This is a genomic window from Halobacillus litoralis (assembly GCF_020524085.2).
In the GTDB taxonomy this organism is placed as follows: domain Bacteria; phylum Bacillota; class Bacilli; order Bacillales; family Halobacillaceae; genus Halobacillus; species Halobacillus litoralis_E.
The window spans coordinates 1,131,881-1,149,546 of record NZ_CP129016.1 but is presented as its reverse complement, the minus strand read 5'-3'; the positions used below and the strand labels follow the sequence as shown (position 1 = coordinate 1,149,546).

Annotated in this window: 17 protein-coding genes and 1 pseudogene; 7 read left to right on the top strand and 11 right to left on the bottom strand. The window is 44.4% G+C overall.

Translation table 11 applies throughout. The annotated features are described in order from the left end of the window. Positions 1-6 precede the first annotated feature (6 nt). From LC065_RS05970 to LC065_RS05960, 3 genes are read left to right on the top strand one after another with little or no spacing between them, the layout of a single operon-like run. Positions 7-1,197 (top strand): Ger(x)C family spore germination protein, encoded by a 1,191-nt coding sequence (locus LC065_RS05970; protein WP_226593116.1) that lies wholly within the window; start codon positions 7-9, stop codon positions 1,195-1,197. A gap of 11 nt (positions 1,198-1,208) precedes the next feature. After that, the gene (locus LC065_RS05965) at positions 1,209-1,421 is read left to right on the top strand and encodes a hypothetical protein (protein ID WP_226593118.1); all 213 of its coding nucleotides are present in this window, start codon (positions 1,209-1,211) and stop codon (positions 1,419-1,421) included. 18 nt (positions 1,422-1,439) lie between these two features. Beyond that, the gene (locus LC065_RS05960) at positions 1,440-2,561 is read left to right on the top strand and encodes a GerAB/ArcD/ProY family transporter (RefSeq protein WP_226593119.1); all 1,122 of its coding nucleotides are present in this window, start codon (positions 1,440-1,442) and stop codon (positions 2,559-2,561) included. Positions 2,562-2,698: 137 nt separating this feature from the next. Here the strand turns inward: LC065_RS05960 and LC065_RS05955 are convergent, their stop codons facing one another. After that, positions 2,699-3,409: a GntR family transcriptional regulator gene (locus LC065_RS05955; protein WP_306163807.1), complete on the bottom strand. Its 711-nt coding sequence runs from the start codon at positions 3,407-3,409 to the stop codon at positions 2,699-2,701. 215 nt (positions 3,410-3,624) lie between these two features. On the opposite strand from LC065_RS05955, the pseudogene LC065_RS05950 reads away from it, so the two are divergent. After that, positions 3,625-4,976: pseudogene (locus tag LC065_RS05950) on the top strand (6-phospho-alpha-glucosidase). 78 nt (positions 4,977-5,054) lie between these two features. Continuing rightward, positions 5,055-6,611, top strand: a complete 1,557-nt coding sequence (locus LC065_RS05945; protein ID WP_226593125.1) for a PTS transporter subunit EIIC — start codon at positions 5,055-5,057, stop codon at positions 6,609-6,611. Between the two features lie 534 nt (positions 6,612-7,145). Here LC065_RS05945 and LC065_RS05940 read toward each other — a convergent pair. The 6 genes from LC065_RS05940 to LC065_RS20385 form a co-directional block, all read right to left on the bottom strand. Continuing rightward, positions 7,146-7,799 carry a LysE family translocator gene (locus tag LC065_RS05940; RefSeq protein WP_226593127.1) on the bottom strand — a complete coding sequence of 218 codons (654 nt, stop codon included), beginning with the start codon at positions 7,797-7,799 and terminating at the stop codon, positions 7,146-7,148. Between the two features lie 65 nt (positions 7,800-7,864). Further along, complete coding sequence (locus tag LC065_RS05935) at positions 7,865-8,320, bottom strand: cupredoxin domain-containing protein (RefSeq protein WP_226593129.1); 456 nt, start codon at positions 8,318-8,320, stop codon at positions 7,865-7,867. A 380-nt stretch (positions 8,321-8,700) separates the two neighbouring features. After that, positions 8,701-9,603 (bottom strand): vanadium-dependent haloperoxidase, encoded by a 903-nt coding sequence (locus LC065_RS05930; RefSeq protein ID WP_226593131.1) that lies wholly within the window; start codon positions 9,601-9,603, stop codon positions 8,701-8,703. A gap of 55 nt (positions 9,604-9,658) precedes the next feature. After that, positions 9,659-11,476 carry an ABC transporter ATP-binding protein gene (locus LC065_RS05925; protein ID WP_226593133.1) on the bottom strand — a complete coding sequence of 606 codons (1,818 nt, stop codon included), beginning with the start codon at positions 11,474-11,476 and terminating at the stop codon, positions 9,659-9,661. After that, positions 11,473-12,150, bottom strand: coding sequence for an ABC transporter ATP-binding protein (locus LC065_RS20390; protein ID WP_371933405.1), 678 nt, complete (start codon positions 12,148-12,150; stop codon positions 11,473-11,475). Before LC065_RS20390 ends, LC065_RS05925 begins: the two co-directional genes overlap by 4 nt. Positions 12,151-12,163: 13 nt before the next feature. After that, entirely contained in the window at positions 12,164-13,177 is a 1,014-nt protein-coding gene (locus LC065_RS20385; protein ID WP_371933404.1) for an ABC transporter permease, read from the bottom strand. A 350-nt stretch (positions 13,178-13,527) separates the two neighbouring features. Here LC065_RS20385 and LC065_RS05915 point away from each other — a divergent pair, with 350 nt between their 5' ends. Both LC065_RS05915 and LC065_RS05910 read left to right on the top strand, forming a co-directional pair. Beyond that, the gene (locus LC065_RS05915) at positions 13,528-13,725 is read left to right on the top strand and encodes a hypothetical protein (protein WP_146814906.1); all 198 of its coding nucleotides are present in this window, start codon (positions 13,528-13,530) and stop codon (positions 13,723-13,725) included. Between the two features lie 16 nt (positions 13,726-13,741). Beyond that, entirely contained in the window at positions 13,742-14,107 is a 366-nt protein-coding gene (locus LC065_RS05910) for a winged helix-turn-helix transcriptional regulator (RefSeq protein WP_226593137.1), read from the top strand. 45 nt (positions 14,108-14,152) lie between these two features. On the opposite strand, the gene LC065_RS05905 is transcribed toward LC065_RS05910, so the two are convergent. The 4 genes from LC065_RS05905 to LC065_RS05890 form a co-directional block, all read right to left on the bottom strand. Next, on the bottom strand, positions 14,153-15,139 hold the full coding sequence (locus LC065_RS05905; protein ID WP_226593139.1) for a Gfo/Idh/MocA family protein: 987 nt from the start codon (positions 15,137-15,139) through the stop codon (positions 14,153-14,155). Positions 15,140-15,213: 74 nt separating this feature from the next. Then, positions 15,214-15,909, bottom strand: a complete 696-nt coding sequence (locus tag LC065_RS05900) for an SGNH/GDSL hydrolase family protein (RefSeq protein WP_226593141.1) — start codon at positions 15,907-15,909, stop codon at positions 15,214-15,216. Positions 15,910-15,975: 66 nt separating this feature from the next. Further along, complete coding sequence (locus LC065_RS05895) at positions 15,976-16,743, bottom strand: CAP domain-containing protein (protein WP_226593143.1); 768 nt, start codon at positions 16,741-16,743, stop codon at positions 15,976-15,978. 713 nt (positions 16,744-17,456) lie between these two features. Further along, positions 17,457-17,663, bottom strand: a complete 207-nt coding sequence (locus LC065_RS05890; RefSeq protein WP_089654706.1) for a hypothetical protein — start codon at positions 17,661-17,663, stop codon at positions 17,457-17,459. Between the last annotated feature and the right edge of the window lie 3 nt (positions 17,664-17,666).

Here is a 17,666-nt window from a genome sequence, read left to right as displayed (position 1 = left end):
ATGTAGATGAACCTATATAATAAAGCGATCTTCCTGGCGATTTGCCTGCTACTTCTTTCCGGATGTTGGAATAGTAAAGAGTTAGATGACCTTGGAATTGTCGTAGCTGTCGGAATCGATAAAACAGAAGACAACCAGTTCCTATTGATCACTCAAGTCATCAACCCGTCAGAAATAGCGACAGATGCACCAACTACAAGGCCGCCTGTTTCCATTTATGAATCAACAGGAGATTCCCTCTTCGAAGCTTTTCGGAATATGACAGAAAAGTCTCCGAGGAAAATGTATCTGTCACAACTACGCCTGCTTGTGATCGGAAGAAAATTGGCAGAGGAAGGCATCCTCCCATCTCTTGATGCTTTTTATAGAGACCATGAATTCCGGACCGCATTTTTTGTGACCATTGCGAAGGATACAGGAGTTAAAGATCTTTTGAATGTCCTCACTCCGTATGAAAAAATTCCTGCCAACAAACTCATGCATTCGATGGAAGCCGTGCAGAGAAGTCTAGGAAGTTCAAGAGGGGTTGTCATTGATGAACTGATTGCTCAAATCCGTAGTAAAGGGCAAAACCCAGTGCTCCCAGGCCTGCTCATTGATGGCAATGCTGAAGTTGGTACATCGATTGAGAATATAGAAAAAATTGATGCCCCTACACAATTACGAATTGATAACCTTGCCGTTATGGAAGAGGATCGATTGATCGGCTGGTTAAAACCTGAGGAAAGCAAAGGCTTGAACTATATTACAGGTGACATGGAAAGTACAACCGTTTCATACCCTTGCGAAGATAAAGGACTTATTAGTGTAGAAGTGCTTCGGACAGACAACAGTTTAAAGGCGAAGTTCGACGATGGGAACCCCACCATATCCATTGAATTAGAATTGGAAGGTAATGTAGGAGAATTAGACTGTCCCATCGACCTTACGAAGGCAGAATCCATTGAAACCATTAATGGAGAAGTTGAAAATAGGGTCAAGCAGAAGATGCAAGCTGCAATCAAAGCTGCGCAAGAAGACTTCGGAAGTGATATTTTCGGGTTCGGTAATCTCATCCACCGAAAAAATCCTGCCTATTGGAAGACGATAGAAAACAATTGGAATAGCAAGTTCAAAGAATTAAAGATCGACATTCAAGTCAAAGCTCAAATTCGAAGAAAAGGAAATTCCACCCAACCCATTACAAAAGAAGAATAGGTGTGATCCACATGTGGTCTATGGTCTCCATCATCATTCTCGCCCTAGGTATTTTCTTACTTGAATTCCCAAGGCTGCACAAGAAAAACAGAAAAAAAGAGGCATGGTTTTTCACGATTTTCCTTCTTTCCTTCACGATCATTAGTGTGTTGGAAAGCTTGGAGGTTGAGCTTACAAACCCACTCGACCTCATTCAAAGTTTCTATAAAATGATTGGATTCTAAACGATAAGAGGTGTAGATATGGATAATCAGACGATCAGCCCCCGGCAGTTTATGTTTCTAGTCATCTTGTTTTCTGTGGGAAGTTCCATTTTGATCGTCCCTACCCCGCTTACGGCCCACGCAAAACAGGATGCCTGGATGTCCATTTCCATTTCCATTGCTGTTGGATTGCTTCTTGTTGTTCTATACAATCACATTGCTACACTGATGAAAGGACAAACATTCGTCCAGGCTACGATTTCTGTTTTTGGGAACTGGCTGGGCAGAGTGCTGCTTTTTTTCTATCTTTCTTTCCTTTATATTCTTGCTTCCCTTGTTTTAAGAAACATCGGTGACTTCATGACCACCCAAATCATTCCAGAAACACCCTTGCAGTTTACTCATATCCTTTTTTTGATCGTTGTCATATGGGGAACTTACCTTGGACTAGAAGCCATCGGACGATCTTCAGAAATGTTTATGCCCTGGGTTGTCCTCCTGTTGGTCTTTTTCACCATCACATTATCTCCGCAAATAAAAATGGAGAATTTACAACCGGTTCTTAGCAATGGAATCGTTCCTGTCCTGGACACTTCTACATTCGTGATCGGTACACCATTATTAGAAATGGTCACTTTTCTTATGATCATTCCTTATGTCAAAGATGGGAAAACAAAAAAAAGAGCCTGGCTGTTAGGAACTTTCATTGGTGGCGCTGTCTTAACGTTAATTACTCTTTTATGCGTCCTGATTTTAGGCAGCGATTTAACTGCGTTGAACACCTATCCAAGCTACAAATTAGCTCAAAAAATCAATATCGCCGGTTTTTTAGAAGGTTTGGAGATTATCATCGCTATCATTTGGATGATTACAATTTTCTTTAAAATGGTCATCCTTTATTATTCAACCTCTGTAGGCATCGCCCAATTTCTGACCATGGAAGACCACCGCCCTTTATTGCTCCCCTTGGGAATGGGAATGGTCGTATTATCCATTATCGCATACCCGGATGTCGCTTATTTTGAGACTTTCATCAATGAAACATGGTTTCCGTTTGCCATTACGCACGGTCTAATCATTCCTTTAATTGTTTGGACGGGCTTGCTTTTCAAAGCGAAAAAACAAAATAAAACCCAACAACCTCCTTCCTCACCCTCATAGTCAAAACGTCTGGATCTGGAACCGAAAGCCGCTCCCCTGAACACTCTCTCAGCAGCTCCGAATTCTCTCATTTCGTGGACCATCAGAAAAAGCACAGGCACCTTCGCCTGTGCTTTTCGTCAAGAAATGGCATCCGCTCAGGGCCCGGAAGCCCTGAGGGTAAACTTGTATTCATCACTTTTGAAATAGTTTTCACTATATTCAAAGATCGACCCATCAACAAAAACACTATACAATTGAATTTTCAAAATCGGCATGGATTCCTCGACCGTAAGTGCTTCTGCAATATCCGTTGAAGGCAGCACCGGGATGACTTCCTGAAAGCTGTCTTTGATTTTCATCCCCACTTCTTTTTCAATATAATCATATTTCGAACCGGTCATAATCCCATAGGAAAGATTTGGAAACATGGAAACCGGCAGATACGTATCCTCGACAACATAGGGAATATCATCGACAAGTCTTTGTCGTCGGACGTAAAAAACCTTCTCCCCATCGGCAAGTTTTAACATGCGTTTCACATGGTCCTCTGCTTCTTTCAATTCAAAGTGGAGGACTTTATTCACAGGTTCTTTGTTTAAACGTCTCATTTCTTCAGTGAAACTCAGTAGTTCGAAAATGTTGTGTTCAATCTTCTGCTCTTTCACATACGTACCGCTCCCCTGTATTTTCTCAAGAAGCCCCTCTTCGACAAGACCTTTGATTGCCTGTCTTACCGTCACCCGGGATGCTCCATACCTTTCTGACAGATGCATTTCTGTCGGGATCGCTTCCCCTTCTTTCCATATTCCCGATTGGATTTCCTCTTTAATTTGTTGAGCAATTCTACGATACAAAGGCGCAGCCATTTTTGATTCCTCCCATTACTAATGACTTGTGTGATGCGGGGATGCGGCGTCCCATTCCCGTATTTCCAACCAAGTCAAAACCTATCTCTACCCATCATTATAACGAAATGTTTTAAAAAATACGATACAAATGTTGACGATTTCACCAATATGTATTATATTCATATTAAGTTAAAAATAAAACAAATCTAATACCTTTATTGGAGGTCTTAAATATGAAAAAGCAAAACCTTGTCGTCGTAGGTGGGGGCAGCACGTATACGATCGGTATGATTATGAGTCTTGTAGCAGAAAAAGAGCAGTTTCCTTTGAAAACGATTACCTTTTATGACACGAACGCAGAACGTCAGGAGAAAATTGCGAAGGCAACAGAAATCATCCTTCGTGAAAAGTATCCGGAACTGGAGAGTTTCCATTACACGACAGATAAAGAAGAAGCCCTGACAAATGCTGATTTTGTTTTCGTTCAAATTCGGACAGGCGGTCTTGCCATGCGTGAGCAGGATGAGCAAATTCCTCTGAACCACGGAGCTGTTGGCCAGGAAACGTGCGGACCAGTGGAATGGCTTATGGACTGCGTTCCATCGGAGATATGATCGACCTTGTCAACGACATCCGTCATTATTCTCCTGATGCTTGGATTCTAAACTACACGAACCCGGCAGCGATTGTTGCAGAAGCACTTCGACGTGAGTTCCCAGAAGATAAAAAGCTATTGAACATTTGCGATATGCCGGCTGCAATCATGGTCAGTTACGCAGGGATCCTTGGAAAAGACGTCTTCGACCTTGTCCCTGAATACTTCGGCCTGAATCACTTCGGCTGGTTCACGAAAATTCTCGATAAGGATGGAAACGATCACACGGACACGATCAAGCGCGCCATCACAGAAGACGGATTTATTCCTGAAGATGCAGAGATCGCCAACGACCCTTCCTGGATCAAAACGTTCAAACAGGTGGAGCAAATGGTGACAGACTTCCCTGAATACCTGCCGAATACGTACTTGCAATACTACCTCTATCCTTCTCAAATGGTAGAAAAAGAAGACGTGGCCAATACACGTGCGCGTCAAGTCATCAATGGCCGTGAAAAACGTGTCCACACATTGGCAGATCAAATTATTGCAGATGGTACAACCGAAAATGTAGAACTTGAAGTAGACATCCACGGTCGTTACATGATCCGCGTCGCCGCATCCATGGCTTACAATAATGGTGACATTTTCATCGTCATGGTTGAAAACAATGGGACGATTGCCAACCTTCCAGATGATGCGATGGTTGAAGTGCCAGCGATGATTACAAACCGCGGACCGAAGCCATTTGCCGTCGGAAACATTTCTACATTCTATAAAGGATTGATTGAAGGACAGCTTGCGTATGAGAAGCTTGTCGTCGATGCGTATTATGAAAACAGTTACGAAAAAGCACTCCAGGCCTTGACGTTGAACCGTACGGTCGTAGACGCACCTCGTGCCCGCAAAATCTTAGATGACATGATTGAAGCGAACCAGCAGTACTGGCCTGAATTACATGCCAACAAACAGCTTGTGACATCAAGATAAACAAATGGAACCCCGGCCCATTCCGGGGTCTCCTCTATCTCAAACAAGAAAGCGTTTCCCTATAAAGGAGGATCAGAAGTGAAGAAATACTTTGGAAGCTTACAGAAGTTCGGAAAGTCACTGATGGTTCCCGTCGCATTGCTCCCTGCTGCCGGTATTTTGCTCGGGCTTGGAGCTGCGTTGACAGGACCTCTCGCTGATACACTCACCTTTCTACAAAATGACATCATTCAACTCATCGGTAACGGTATGTCTGATATCGGAATCAGCATCTTTAACAACCTGGCTGTCATCTTCGCCATCGGTGTTGCCATCGGATTAACAGGTGGATCGGGGATTGCCGCCCTAGCAGCCTTGCTCGGTTACATCATTATGAATAAAACCATCTCCTTCGCCTTAGAGATCACTCCTGAAATGGTTAGTGAAAGCGGAGAATACGGCATGGCCCTCGGCATTCCTACCCTGGAAACAGGGGTTCTTGGCGGAATTGTCGTCGGACTCTTAGCCGTTTGGATTTATAACAAGTTCCATGAGTTCGATCCTCCAGAAGTGCTCGGCTTCTTTGCCGGCGATCGTTCTGTCGGGATAGCCATGGTCTTCTCGTCTATTTTTCTTGCTCTTGCTATGATGGTCGTATGGCCACCGATTCAAGGGGGCATCAACGCGGTTGCAAACGTCATTGCGAACGGTGCAACAAACCCGTTGTACATCGGACTTTACGGCTTCTTAGAACGTGCGTTGATTCCAACAGGTCTTCACCACATCTGGTATGCTCCATTCCTATGGACCTCTCTAGGCGGGACGGCTGAAGTAGCTGGCAGTGCCGTTTCCGGAGACCAGTACATCTTCCTCGCACAGATTGCAGAAGGTGTCGAAGTTACTGCCGGCCGCTTCATGGCAGGTAAATTCCCTGTCATCATGTTCGGACTATTAGGGGCTGCGCTTGCGATGTACCGCCGCGCAGATAAGAAGAATCAGCCTGTCGTAAAAGGAATGCTCATTGCGGCTGCAGGTACAGCCTTTTTAACAGGAATCACAGAACCAATCGAATTCACATTCTTATTTGTTGCTCCACTGCTGTTCGTCTTCCACGCATTTCTTGCCGGTCTTTCATTTGCCGTCATGTACATGCTTGATGTTCATCTTGGCTGGGCAGGCGGTTCCGGGTTGATCGACTTCATCCTCGTCAACGCTTTGCCTGGAACAGGAAACTGGTGGGTAAACCTTGTCGCAGGTGCTGTATTCTTCGTCATCTATTATTTCTCTTTCTCCTTTGCTATCAAAAAGTGGGACCTTGCCACCCCAGGTCGTGGAGGACAAGAGAACAAGCTTTACACACGAAAAGACTTCAACGAGCAGAAGAAAGGCGGCAAAGGTGGTCAAACGAAAGAGACAGCTGCTGCTATCATGGAAGCTCTCGGTGGAGAATCGAACTTGAAGCACGTCGACGCTTGCTTTACAAGATTACGTGTCGAAGTTTCTGAAGTAGGTCAAATCAATGAAGATCGCTTAAAAGAACTTGGCGCCGCAGGTGTCGTTAAAGTCGACCACAATATTCAAGCCATCTTCGGTGGGCGTTCGGACCTTTACAAAAATGAAATCAACAAAATTATAAAAGAGTCCAATGCATCTTAGATCGTGATCTTTCATTGATAAACGAATGGTTCAAACGATATAAGTAGATTTGCATCCACCAAAAAAGGAGTCCCTGCTAGCAGGGACTCCTTTTTTCACCTTACATATCCCCTTTTTCAGATAAGCTCCCTTTACTTGGAGACTCAGTTTCGAGACTTTTGTTGAGTGGATGGGGAATGCGGGGAATAGCTCGCTTTCCGCGGGAGCGCGGTGAGCCTCCTCGGACTGCGTCCTGTGGGGTCTCACCCTGCACTTTTTTCCCGCAGGAGTCTCGCCATTCCCCTCCGCCCTTTTGCCATATAAGTATCTCGAAACCCCGTTGGGATGCTGCGAGACCCCCCGAAAGGAGATAGGCGAGATCCCTTAGTGCGGCAAAACGCCCGAGGAAGCTTGCCACTCCCCCACAGGAAAGCGAGTGGCTTCCCAACCACCCCTGACGCTCAACCAGGCAACGAACCCCAAGAACACCTCGAAACTGAGTCTTCCACAATCCTGCCATTTAGTTTTATAACTCAGCGGTGAGTCCTGTGTCTATCACATAGCAAAGCTCTTAAAAAGGACACTTATTCCAATCCATCCGAATTTGAAACCGTAATAGATAAGGATTAGACTTGCTGTACCTTGGACCCACTTTAATAGAGAAGAGTTTACGAGGTATCTTCCAAAATGAACGAAAAATGCTAAATTCGCATTCCACAAACCAATTCCAAGAAAAACCATGGAACTGATGATGAACGATCGAAACATATTCTCTTCTTGTAGAGCACCACTCAACACGGATCCATAAATGCTGATCCAAAACAATAGATTCATTGGGTTCGTCCCTGCAATAACCACACCTCTTATGTAAGAGAGTAAAGCTTGTCCTTTACGGTGCCGTTCATATCCTTCCTCCACCACCCTCCATTCCTCTTTGGATCGGAGGCTCGTCCAACCCGCGTGGACCAAGACGACACATCCAACGAACATCAATGTGACCTGTACCCATGTCCACGTCAAAAAAACACCCGCTCCAAAAAACATAGCCGCCATCAGTAACAAATCGGAAGACATTCCTCCAAGCCCTACACAAAAAGCAGACCAAAACCCATAAGTAAGACCTCTTCTCATGATTTCTATATTTATCGGTCCAACAGGTGCAGCAATGGATAAACCGAGTACAATAGAGCTTACAATTAAGACAACCACATCCTCCCCCCTTTTTATAGAAAGATTGAAAAAAAGAGGAACGATGAGCCCGTCCCTCTGTGTCATTAATCAACAATGATGTAAGCAATCATCGGACCATCCGAAGCAATCTCAGCATGGGTTGTGCAGATCAGACGATAAATGCCTTCCTTTTTGAATTGAAGATCTAGTACCGTCTCTTTCCCTTGCTCTACCACGCCTTTGACATCCGTACCTTCAATGTAAAAAGGGTGCTCTTTTCCATTAACTCCGTAAATACTCAGTTTAAAGGGTTCACCTTTTTCCACAAAGATCGTTCCCGGATCCCAACGGTAAGCTTCAATTTCTTTTCCATCTGCCGTTTCTGCTTTGAATTCACCTGTAACCAGATTAATAACCCGGGGTTCTCCATTTACAGGCTCTGTTGAGGTCGATATGGCTCCTTTCCAGAAAAAGCTCCCGATAAAGTAAGCCGCAAAAGCGATAATAATGGCACCTAAAAGTAGACCGACTTTCCGTGCAGATAAGATCCACGCATCCATGCCGTACCCCTCCTATTGTTTCGTTAGTTCATTTATATGCATAGAGACACCGAAAACTTGTCTACTTTTTTTGAAAGTAAAGATCCCCTTTGTTGAAGACTCAGTTTCGAGACTTTTGGGGAGTAGATGGGAATCAACTCCAATGAATCTATTCTGTATTCGAAAAGCTTATTATAGAGCGTTTTAAGATTATAAACACCAGAATAGTGAAAGGGGTCGTTTTTCTCCTACATTAAAAGGGGGGGGGGAAGCGAGTAGCTTCCCAACCACCACTGACGCTCAACCAGGGAACGAACCCCGGAAACATCTCGAAATCGAGTCTTACACAATCCTGCTATTATACAGAATAAAAAGAACCACACCGGGCGTGGTTCTTTTGGTTAATAGAATATTTTTGGATCGATCCAATTGGTATAAGGAGAAGATTCTTCATTATCCGTGGATTCAAGGAGTAAGGAACCGCACTTTTGGTCAAATGGGAAAGGAATGGCCTGCCTATATTCGGAAGGGTGGAGATCGGCATTTCGATAAACAGTAAATGGTCGATCAAGCGGCCGACCATCGACATAATCTTTCTTTAACTCCTCTACAACGATACGGCCGATTTGTCTGCCAAGGCGCAACCCTTCGTCATTATCCACGGGGAAATGCACGCCAGCGTACAGTCTTGAGCGAGCATCTTCTTCAGCCAACTCCCTCAGCTTCCTTCGTTCAGCAGGGAAGAAATAACTGAGGATGACTTCTGCAGCTCCGGAAATCGTTGCGTGTCCGGATGGATAGGAAGGATGTTTTGGTGTACAAATCACTGTCCGTAATTGAGGATCCAATTGGTTGGGGCGAGGTACCAGCCAGCGGTATTTCAACGACCAGCACACGACAAAGGCATCATTCATTCCACTGAAAACAGCCCCTAAAATACGAGCGGCTCTTGGGGCTTCCACACCATAAGTATCAATTAGACGATCAACGATGGGGACCCATTGCTTTGACGCTGCCCCCTCTCCCCAGTAAGCGGCAATTGTCCTTTGATCCTTTGTCAAATGCGCTAAGGTTTCTTTGACTACTTTCAGTTCCCTATGCCAATCAATGTTTTTTGGATCTTTGATGGCTAATCGTATCGGGCTTCCATCCAACGTTATAAACCCGTGCCTCCGGCTGTGTTCAATAAAATAAGTTTTCCATTTCCCTGCTTCAAACTCCACCCCTTCGTTCGTTGATGGTGGTCGGCTTTCGCCGGCATAAGGCAAATCGGTCCAGTAAGGATACGGTTGATTTAGTGACATGGTCACCCCTCCCTTTTCCTCATCTTATGCGGGAAGATGGGCGGAGGTGTGAGACTTATCCGTATCCTCTTTCTGTCCTCTCCGATGTTTGAGCTTGAATGAGAGCTGCATAGTCCCCACCTTTTTCCATAAGCGTCCGGTGGTTTCCTTTTTCAACAATCTTCCCATTCTTGAGCACCAGGATGACATCGGCTGAGCGTATCGTATGCAGGCGATGAGCGATGACAAAACTTGTCCGCCTTTTCATTAAATTGATGAGACCGGCATTAATTTTCATTTCTGTTACCGTATCGATGCTGCTTGTCGCTTCATCTAAAATGAGCAATGATGGATCGGCAATCATTGCCCGCGCTATGGACAAAAGCTGTCTTTGTCCATGACTCACCCCTTTACCATCTGAATCAAGAACCGTATCGTACCCTTCCGGCAGTCGGGTAATGAAATCATGGGCCATAGCTGATCTTGCGGCCTGTTCAACCTCAGTATCTGTGGCATCCAGCCGGCCGTACCGGATGTTTTCCCGTATGGTCGTATGGAACATCGTAGCATCCTGGAGGACGACTCCCATCTGTCTCCTCAAACTGTCTCTTGTCACACCTTTTAGGTCGACGCCATCTAACAGGATACGACCTGAGTCCGGGTCATAGAATCGAGACAACAAAGAGATGATTGTCGTTTTCCCGGCACCTGTAGGACCAACAAGCGCCACCGTTTCTCCGGCATTTGCTTCAAAGGTGATATCAGAGAGTGTCTGCTGACCTTTTTCATAAGAGAAACCGACATCCTCAAATCGGATATTTCCCTGGGTTTCTGAAATGTCCTGCGCGTTCTTTTCGTCCAGCCTCTCTTCTTTTTCGTCAATCACTTGGAAAACCCTGTCTGCGCCGGCCACGGCTGATAAAATCATATTGAATTGATTGGCTAGGTCGTTCAACGGGCGAGTGAATTGGCGGGAATATGTCGTAAACGTGACGATGATCCCTATTGAAATCGATCCGTTAAGAGCAAGCAGCCCACCTGCTCCGACAATAATCGCGAAGCTTACATTGTTCAACATGTTCATCAGTTTTGGAATAAAACCTGTGTACACTTGCGCAAAGTATCCGGACTTTCTTAATGCTTTATTTTTTTCTCTAAACTCACCAATGACATCTTCCTCTTTGGAAAACATTTTGATGATGGGCTGACCAGAGAACATTTCCTCTACATATCCATTCACTTCACCAAGGTCTTTTTGCTGCTTTTTAAAATACGGACCCGTGCGGTTTGTGATCCATTTCATCCCAAAGTACATGACAGGAATGATGGTCAATGTCAGCAGGGTCAGCATTGGACTTAACCAGAACATAATGATTAACGTGCCTAGGATCGTCAATAAACTTGTGAAAAATTGTACGACTGCTGTATTTAATGTCCGGCTTACGTTTTCAATATCATTCGTAAGCCTGCTCATCAACTCCCCCTGCTGCATTTTTTGGAAAAAGAGAACAGGCAGTAACTGGACGTGTGAAAATAGATGGGACCTCATCGATCGGACCGCATTTTGAGCAATGCCGATCATCCAATAATTTTGCAGCCATAGAAAAAGTGAATGGAACAAATAGACAAGACACAAGCTGCCCAGCATAGTAACGAGGGTATCTGATTCAGGACTCTCTATTACCATGTCGACCGTGAGTCCCAGAAGATAAGGACCCAGTAAAGATAAAGCGGAACTGATCAGGATCGCAGCCAAAACAGTTATAAACCTTACCCTTTCCTCTGCCATGTAACGCCAAATCCACCGGAGCGTACCTCCGATATTCTCAACTTTCGGAGGTTTTGAACCAATCCCATGAGGGTGCCCCATTTTCGGTTTAGAATTTCCACTCATGACGTCACCCCCTCTTGTTGAGATTGATGGATCTCAGCGTAATACTCACTCTCCTGAAGCAATTCGTTATGGGTACCCTGAGCGATGATCTCTCCTTGGTGCAGAATCAGAATGAGGTCTGCATTTTGGATTGAACTGACCTTTTGAGCAACGAGAAACACGGTAGATGGTTGTTCGTCGAGCGTCCGTAAAAGTCTCTTTTCGGTATGGGCATCCAGCGCACTCGTACTGTCATCTAAAATCAAAATCCGGGGTTGGCGCACAAGGGCTCGCGCTATCGAGAGGCGCTGCTTCTGTCCGCCAGAGAAGACGATCCCTTTCTGACCGATCTGTGTCTCATAACCATTTGGCAAGGCGGTAATAAAATCATGAATCTGCGACTTCTTAGCCGCTTCCACAATCTCTTCCCGTGTCGCCTCCTTCTTTCCCCAGGCAATGTTTTCACTTACTGTACCTGAAAACAAATGAACCTCTTGAGGGACGAGGCTGATTTGTTTTCTTATATTTTTCACATCGAGATTTTCGATTTCCACCCCATCCAAAAAGAGTTGGCCCGCATTCTTTTCATACAATCGGGGTATTAAATGAAGCAAAGATGTTTTCCCAGAACCTGTTTCCCCAATAATCCCGACAGTGTTTCCTGGCAGAGCATGGAAGTTCAGGTTTTTCAGCACATGGTGACCATCCCTATGAAAAGAAACATTGCGGAAGCGGACAGCTCCGTCCAGTTCTTTGTCCTCCCCCTGATGGATTCTCATCTATGGTTTGATGGAGTACGTCGGCAATCCTCTCAGCCGAGGCCTGCCCTCGTGAAATGACCATGATCAGAAATGTAAAAACAGAAAAAGTGAATAAAATCCTAGTCGCGTAGTTGATGATGGCAACCAGTTCTCCAGCTTCCACGCCTGCATTGCTTAATATTTGTGCTCCAACAAAAAGGAGGATGAGGATGACGATGTTCATCCCAAACATGACGACAGGCATAGCTACTTCCATGAGCCATAACGCTTTTTTATTCTGAAGAACCAACGATTCATTCGCTTGTTGAAATCTCTTCTCTTCATGCTCTTTTCTATTAAAGCCTTTAATTAAGCGAATTCCGGCTATATTTTCTCGAATGATGGTATTGAGTCCATCGAGTTTATGCTGAACCTTCTTAAACCACTTGATTCCTCTTGTAAGAAGGAAGAATAAAAACAATAAAAATACAGGTACACTACCCAGGAGAAGAAGGGCCAGTTCAACGTCAATCGTAAAAACCATCACTAAAGCAAAGATAATAAAAAGTGGAGCTCTGAGGCCAATTCTTACAAACATGAATAGTAAGTTTTGAATTTGGATCACATCATTAGTAATCCTTGTGACCAAGCTTGGCGTCGTGACGTTTTGGAAATGACCCGCTGAAAATTTCTGTACTTTTGAAAATAAATCTTTTCTCAGGTCATAACCGACCCCCTGACTCAGGTCTGCAGCAAAGAAAGAGTTGGTCACACCTGCGGTAAAAGCGAGCAATGATAAGCCTAAAAGTACGCCTCCCCATAACAAAACGGCGTTAAAGTCTTCAGCTATGATTCCATCATCTATGATTTTGGCCATGAGTATGGGCTGGGCTAACTCCACCAATAATTCTATGAACATAAGAAAAAGGGCGATCAATGCAGACTTTTTATAAGGAAAAGTATAAGAAAAAATCGTACGCATACAAAATCCTCCAAACATGTGTCAATCTAAAGACCCGTTATACAGATAGGAAATATCTTCATTGATAAAAAGATAGTGTTCCTGCATGATTTGAGATTCTGGTATCATCCCGTTATACAAAAACAGCAAGACCAGGTATTTCAGTATAACTTTTGTACAACAAGGAACCTTCTGAAAATGCGCGCCACTGAGCCAAAACCACGGACTTATTTGTTGATTATTTACACTAGTTTAAGTCATAATAGTCAAAGGAACACGCACATTTATGTAAGTACTTGTTACCCGGATAAAAAGCAAATAGAATTATATTAATAGTATTTTCCCGAACAAACAGGAAGGTGATCCTTTTTATGGACAACATAAAACCGATTTTTCCCGTTTCTGAAGAATTGTTGGAACTCGTAGACTTATTAAACCAAGTCTCGGAATCGGAAGAAGAAAAAGTCATCCCTCAGACCATGACTGTCTTGAACAAAGTCTATGCCCAGGGAGTATTGGAAGGCTATGAAAAAGCCATGCAAAAACAAGGACAGACCACAAAAAAATAACGCGAGGTGAAAGCAGATGAAGGAAGAAGGGATCGGCCTTGATGTCACTCTTGAAGTCGTGTGCGGAAAGTGGAAAGGGTTAATTCTTTGGAAACTCATTCACGAAAATCATCTGCGGTTTAATGCACTACGCCGGTCCCTTGATGGAAACATCTCCTCCCGAATCCTTGCCAGAGAACTGAAAAAACTCATCCAGGACGGTTTAGTTGAACGAATCGATTATGAAACCGTGCCTCCCAGAGTGGAGTATCGAGTGACGCCTTACGGGCGAACAACGGCCTCATTCTTGGAGAAAATGAACGACTGGGGCATCCACCATAAGCGAAGGGCGGACCAGCAAGAAAGCCTCACGGACGTATCGAATCAACTGAAAGAACAATAGAAAAAAGAGGCACATCCGCAAGTGAGTGCCTCTTTTTGCAGGACCCTAAGAGCGGTCGTTCGGATAAACCAGGCCGATTTGGCGGCGGGCTTCCTCCATGACTTTCGCTGTGATCAGCGTATGCTCCAACGAATTATTCTCTGACCGATCTTTTTCTTTCTCCACCAGACTGATAAATTCAGCCGCTTCATAATACATAGGTGAAAATTCATCTTCAAAAGAAAGCTCTTCCACAGATCCATCTCTATAAATGATCTTTATACCTTTAGGTTCAGAAATATTCGGAATAAGCATGGTGCCTTCTTCCCCTTGAATTTCAGAAGGAGCATGGGAGTCCACGATTTTGGAGTGCATCACCACTCCTTCCATCCCATCATACGCTGCAACCACACTCCCTTGACCGTCAACACCAGAATCCAAAAACACGGCATTAGCCTGGACATGATTGGGCGCACCGAATAATACGACCATCGGATAAATCCCATAAATACCAAGGTCCATCAAAGAACCATTCGATAATTCAGGCTTGAATGCGTTCAGGACTTCTCCTCTTTTATATGCATCATAACGAGAGGAATACTTGCTGAAGTTCCCGACAAAGCGTCTCACTTCCCCGATTTTATGTAGATGTTCCTGCATGCTTAGAAAACCCGGCATGAGTGTAGACTTCACTGCTTCCATTAACAAAACGCCTTCTTCTTTGGCTACTTCGATCATGGAAGCGATCTCCTGTTGATTAGAAGCCATTGGTTTTTCACATAAGACATGCGTCCCTTTCCGCATGATCGTTTTCGCCTGTTCTGAATGGAAAGCATTAGGACTTGCAATATAAACCGCATCCACATTCGAACTGGCGGCCATCTCTTCTATATCTGTGTATGTCTCAAGTGCACCATGTTTGGATGCAAAGGTGGCTGCTTTCTCTTCTGTACGAGAATACACCGCCTGCAATGTGAATTGAGCATGCTGTTTCGCTGCCTCAATAAATTTTTCTGTAATGGTATTGGTTCCTATAATTCCAAATCTCACCATGTCAAACACCTCCAAAATAACCGTATCCCCATTATACATGAAACATGAAAGAGACACCCACCACCAAGCTTGACTTAGTCCATGTGTTTTAATGCAATCTTCGCCAATACCTTCTGCCCTTTTGCCGTTGGATGAACATCCCCTTTGATGATGTATTCAGGGTGACCATGATAGGCTTTATACGCATCGACTAGTGTAACGGATGCAAAATGTTTCAGCAGCTTGATTAAGGAAGCATACTGCTGGTTAATATAAGCGAGCGGCGTGTTCAATTGGTCTCCCGCAGCAGGATAAGGATTGTATATGTTGTAGACGAGTACCTTCCCGTTCGTTAATTCGTCAATCTCTAGAATGGTCGAATAGACATTATAAATGAGATCTCGAATGACAGGGGCAGCATCCTCCATTTTCAAACCATCCAGTCCTCCATTCTTTTTGACAACATTTAATAAATCGTTTCCACCGATATACACAATGACATAATCGGCATCCTTAAGACTCTCTCTGAAGATTTCATTGGACCGTACCGCTGTTAACAATTCGGCAGATGTCAGACCGGGAATACTTAAATTCGTAACTTCTATATCTTTTTTCATTCCAATCAAAGATGGAAATGATCCTTTTGGAGGTTTTTTATTTTCTTTATCCAAATTATAACCAAATGGAATGGAATCCCCGATGGCGACCAATCTATTTTCTTTAAAAGCTGCTAGGTCAGAAGGTGCCAGAATGACAGCGAACACCATGACCAGGATCCATATCTTCTTCATTCTCTACCCCTGCCTTGATTTGTATGTAAAACATGACGCCTGATGATAACCAAGCGTCACATCTACTTATTTTGCTATAAACATTTGCACCCAGTAATTGCCGTCTTTCGCATATCCGACACCAATGTGCGTGACATTTTTGTTCATAATGTTTTTACGGTGACCTGAACTGTTTAACCAGCCATCGACAACGGATTGCGGAGACTGCTGTCCTGCAGCAATGTTCTCAGCTGCTGTTGAATAATCGACTCCGAATTCCCTCAGCATATCAAAAGGACTTCCGTAAGTCGGGGACGTATGGGAGAAATAATCATTCTTCGCCATATCTTCAGATTTCGTTTGAGCGACTTCTTCTACATCATTGCTATTCTTAAGAGGTTTCAGGCCATTTTTTTCACGAGCTTTGTTCGTTAAATCAATGACCTGCTGTTGAAAATCACCCGTTGCCTCATCGCTCTCTCGTGCTGTATTATCACGATTTTGTTCAGCTTGATCAGGGGCTTGTCTTTGCGCCTGATCTCTACCTTGAGAATCTTGTGTGTACCGGCCATCTTGGTCAAAAAAGTATGGACCTTGGATGGATCCGTTCGTACCATTTGGATTCATCCCTTCAAAAGGAATATTGGCATCAAAGCGGTTCTGGCCGTATGCCCCTGGATCCATTCCTCTTGGTTGATTTCCGTCCCTTTGCATTCCTTGATCTTCCGGACCAAAACTGACTTGATTTAAGTTGTTCCGCTGACTTTCACGCGCGCGCTCTTCTGATGTATTACAAGCAGCCAACATGGCAATCATCATGAGTGCTGCGAATAGAATAAACCATTTTTTCTTCATCTTACATCCTCCTCAGGATTAATCTTCACGTTTACTATTTGCATCAGAGCAAACAATATCCCTGAGAAGAAGTACCAGTTCAGCACACCAATTCCTTTCTATTCCATATACACTCCCTTTTCTTGAAGACTCAGTTTCGAGATGTTTGTGTGAGTTTCGTGGCTCCGGGAAACAGTTCGCTTTCCATGGGGCGGGCGGTGAGCCTCCTCAAGCTCCGCCTTCCGGGGTCTCACCTGTCCCACACGTCCCATAGGAGTCTCACCGTTTCCCTCCGCCCCTTTGCCAAGGAAGATTCTCGAAACCACTCCTAAAAGGTCAGCTCGTATGATTATGGGAAGTGGATGACTAGAACATCTCAACAGTACGTTAAAGCTTGATCCACAGCGCTTTACACCTCTAACAGTTGTATAGCGGAAGAACCATCCAACTTGGTATAAGGGTTCGTTTATCCCTTACATCGAAAGGGGTGGTTGGGAAGCTGCGAGACTCCCGTGGGAGAAAGGAGATCGGCGAGATCCCGCAGGGCGTTAGCCCGAGGAAGCTCGGCACTCCCCCACAGGAAAGCGAGCAGCTTCCCAGCCACCCCTAACGCACAATACAGCAACGAACCCAGAAACGTCTCGAAACTGAGTCTTCCACAAACCTGCCATATAGTGAAACAAATAAAAAAACCTGAACGGTTCCTTTTATGGACGTTCAGGTTTTTGGGAATGTTATTTAGTGTGGCAATCGGGGCAGCAGTGTTTGCAGCCGTTGACGTCTTCGTAAGTATTTCTGGCAACTTCAAGTGCGTTTGCGCAATCATCGTGACCGCCTAATTCCAATAAGTTCTGCTCAAAAGGCATAAAATCACAACCTTCCACATGCACTTCGTGTTCGCCACCTGTCTGCTGGTTCTGGTTCACATAAAATTGTGCCATTTC